The sequence below is a fragment of the Vulcanisaeta sp. EB80 genome (genome assembly GCF_002078205.2).
This window is the reverse complement of the sequence record NZ_LCWN02000133.1, coordinates 1-2,364: the sequence shown is the minus strand read 5'-3', so window position 1 is coordinate 2,364 and position 2,364 is coordinate 1. Positions and strand designations below refer to the sequence as shown.

3 protein-coding genes are annotated in these 2,364 nt (G+C 40.9%); all 3 read right to left on the bottom strand.

What is annotated here, in order from left to right; translation table 11 throughout:
• A partial coding sequence (locus tag B7L70_RS12465; protein WP_081228449.1) for a class II glutamine amidotransferase occupies positions 1-565 on the bottom strand: 565 nt, incomplete at its 3' end.
• Positions 566-662: 97 nt separating this feature from the next.
• Positions 663-1,037 (bottom strand): roadblock/LC7 domain-containing protein, encoded by a 375-nt coding sequence (locus B7L70_RS12460; protein ID WP_081228448.1) that lies wholly within the window; start codon positions 1,035-1,037, stop codon positions 663-665.
• Between the two features lie 579 nt (positions 1,038-1,616).
• Positions 1,617-2,165, bottom strand: a complete 549-nt coding sequence (locus B7L70_RS12455; protein WP_081228447.1) for a hypothetical protein — start codon at positions 2,163-2,165, stop codon at positions 1,617-1,619.
• Positions 2,166-2,364: the final 199 nt, after the last annotated feature.

The following is a 2,364-nucleotide window of genomic DNA, read 5'->3' as shown; positions in this document are numbered from 1 at the left end:
CAACGCCTAGGTTTGCGCCAGTCCTTACATGATTAAGTAGCCAGGTTAAATCATCCCTACCAACATCATTACCTATCCTCCTAGCCAGTGCCAGGTTTGCTATGTAGGTATCATTATACCTACTGGCAACACCCTCGGAAACGTCGGCGGCCTTTAGTAACAAGTCCTTACTGAACGAGCCATTATGAACCATGTAGAGCTCGGAACCACCATTAGTGATAGCCCTAACTGGGTGTGTCGAGAATATGTTTATTGGAGTACCCGTGCTTGCAGCCCTCGCATGCACCATCATCACCACAACACCATCCAAGCTCTTCAGGAAGGACCCAATAACACCCACCGGGTTATCCTCGAATATCGGTTTAACACTCCTGTGATGAAGCATGGCAACACCAGAATCCCTAATCCCAATGACCAGCGCTCCCCAACCATCCCTATGTTGCTCCTCGTTTAGGAACTCCCTACCGTAGGGATCCATGGATGCTGCATTAACAAGGCTCTTGACCACGTCCACCAGGGTTTCGCCATCCTTAACACGACCCACTGCCAGAACCATCCTACACATACTAGTTAAGCGAGTAGTCAATGGGACAATTATAAGTGTTACGTGTGGTTAGGAATTGGCTTAATGGGTTTTAATAGACCCATTGGGTGCAACGGCTTCATTGAATTACCTTACTTATCTTCTCCCTGGCGTTCTCAACAACCAACAACGCCAACCCTAGGTCTGTTAACTCCCTCAGGATACTAATTAATAGTGTGCTTTGGTTTACGGGGGTTATTATCAATATGTATTCACCAGCCCTCGTAACTATTAAGTCCGAACTCCCCAAACCAGCCTTACCAAGCATCTTATCAACAGAACCCTTAACCGCAGCCAAAACGGCACCCAGGGACTTCATATTTACGCTATTCCTCGACACGGATGATATGATGAAACCATTACGATAAATAAGCATGGCACCCACAATACCATTGCCAATATCCATAGCAAGGCTCCTCAATATGGAACCAACCTCATTGTTAATCCGGGACATGCATTTTAATCAAAAAGAACCACCTTATAAATTTTTATTTCAACAGACTCCATGAAAATGTTTGCATATAAATCGATTGAAAGCAAAAGTTCTTCGATGGAATCTGAATTAGCATTTAATTAAGGGTTGATCAGACAGTACATCCGTGAGGTAGGTCTCTATCTTATGTAATACACGTGGGCGAGAGGGGTCCAGCGCGCGCATTCTTGTCGTAACATTCAGTTTTTAAACTATGTTCAATTACACATAATAAATAATCTACATATATAATCAGCATTTATATATAGGTCTCTTTACTCATCTTATAAACATCGTATACGTGCCATAATTAAGAACATATTAATTTACTTTTTCATAATTGACATAATGATTATTAATACAAGGCTCGAGATTATTATGAGATAAGCGTACTACTCACTGAAACTGCACCAACTTCGCTGGATGATTAGTACTCGTTATACTAGCAGCTCTCGAACCCGCTGTTGAGCCCTTGGGTTAGTTCATAGCACTACCGAAATAAGTCATAAAATAATGCACAGCTAGCATGGCATGGGTGAGTGTTCGGTGCCGTATTTTGAATCATCCTTGGTTTACATATGCATAGATTTTGCCATTACTACCTATTGTGCTGAAGGTTATTGTGAACCCATTACTTGGTATAATACTTGTGTGTACACTGTAGCAGAATATTTCCGGTACACCACCGGCTGAGTAGGCATTTCCGCCAAGGTTTATTGTTACTGGATCTGTTGTAGTGCCATTCATCGTGTACATCACTAATGTGAGCACGCCCTCGCTGTTTGGCGGTATTGTTATTGATGGCTCTAGGTCACATAGCATCGAGCCTATCGTCGTTGTTCCTCCTATTGTCAGTTGCTTGTTCCCGTTGTTCTTTATGGTTATTGTTATTGTTATCAGATTGTTTGACTTGACAACCGTGGCATTTGTTGATACATAGCTAGGATTATTACCAGGATTTTGTGCATATATTAGTGATGTGAGTACGTTCTCTAGCTTATTGACGTTGAAGTGGAGTGGTGCTAATAATGCTATTGCTAGAGCTACCAAAGTGATTGTAAGGAATATGTGTGATATATCCATTGTTCCCAATTTATTTTTGTAAGTCATTAAATGAGTATTCAGGCTCTAGTATTTAAATTTTTCTTCAATTTTCTAAGAAAATACGTTCTATTCTAAATAAAACCACCAATACCCAGTTATTAACATAGAAGAAAAATAAAATAAGCAATGATTTATGAAGAATAAATATGGCACCAAACCCAATAAGGATACCGGTGGCATTCATAGATCCAGTCATAGGTGACCT

What these genes read in the sequence shown, in the direction of transcription:
- B7L70_RS12460 (WP_081228448.1), bottom strand. Translation starts at nt 1,037, where the DNA reads ATGTCCCGGATTAACAATGAGGTTGGTTCCATATTGAGGAGCCTTGCT.
- B7L70_RS12455 (WP_081228447.1), bottom strand. Translation starts at nt 2,165, where the DNA reads ATGACTTACAAAAATAAATTGGGAACAATGGATATATCACACATATTC.